At 41.5% G+C, this 1,024-nt stretch carries 2 protein-coding genes; both read left to right on the top strand.

Annotated elements, in window-relative coordinates; all coding sequences use genetic code 11:
* A partial coding sequence (locus tag GCCT14_RS05460) for a hypothetical protein (protein ID WP_204592962.1) occupies nucleotides 1–190 on the top strand: 190 nt, incomplete at its 5' end.
* A gap of 196 nt (nucleotides 191–386) precedes the next feature.
* Nucleotides 387–1,024, top strand: a 638-nt coding sequence (locus tag GCCT14_RS05155) for an insulinase family protein (RefSeq protein WP_157952656.1), incomplete at its 3' end; no start/stop codon positions are given.

Here is a 1,024-nt window from a genome sequence, read left to right as displayed (position 1 = left end):
ACTAGACATCACCAATGTGTCTCTAACCTCTTCCGGTCCATGGGGAGTTGTATTCTCTGATGTGACACTTTTCGATATAGAACCCGAGTGGAATGAGGATACGATGTTCTTGCTAAGCGGTTCACAGCAAAGCTACCGAAGCTACTTCACTGGGAACATGATTACCTTAGGCGTCCCAAGCACATCCTAAGCTACAAACTTAAAGATAAAAATAAGAACTGAAGTTCTTACCATCGTTCAACAAATGCGCAGAACCCTTCCAGGGCTTGTCCATCTTATACTACTGTGATACAACTCGCAAAATCAATGGCTTGAATAAGAAGAAATTCATCCAAATCAACTGCAGAAATTCCGACAAAAAAAGGATATTTCGAGGGGCTCTTTTGATGAACTTATTTCCTGGAGAAACTATGCGATTCGTTCATGTGTTCTGCTGTTTCTGCCCCATGTTCCTTCTGAGGGGAGGTATTACGCCTTCGCATGGCTCTTGCTTTGGCGCTTCCCTACATAATGAAATCCCTTTCAAAAGGGAATATTCGTCCTCAAATGAACTAAAGAATAGGCAAGAGTCACGCATTCAATTAAAAAATGGCACCTCGCTTGTGTTAATTTCTGACCCATTAGCAGACCAATGTGACTTGGTCTTAGCTGTTGCGTCAGGATATGCAAGTCCTAAAAGTGAAGTGTTTGGGCTGGCTCACGTCCTCACTCATACACTTTTCCTCAATGCAAACGTAGGACAGAAACCATTAACAGATCTTCTAAAACAAAAAAAAATATACCTTGAATCTTCCGTTCAGGAAGACAACACCATCTACTATCTGTCTACTCCTCTCGCTCTTTTCGAAGAGAGTGTTGACCTTTTTTCAACAGCACTACTTAATCCAAGCATACGATCAGAAGAGCTTAAGCTTGCTAAACAAGAAATAGCCATAGAACATGCGGAAAGAGTGCAAAACGATCAATTTCGTATCCAATGGACTAGAGAAGAAGTATATTCTCCTGAACACCCACTTCACCAATC

It is taken from the genome of Candidatus Similichlamydia epinepheli, assembly GCF_003056015.1.
Note: the sequence above shows the minus strand (reverse complement) of the source record. Positions and strands in the feature narration are given on the sequence as shown.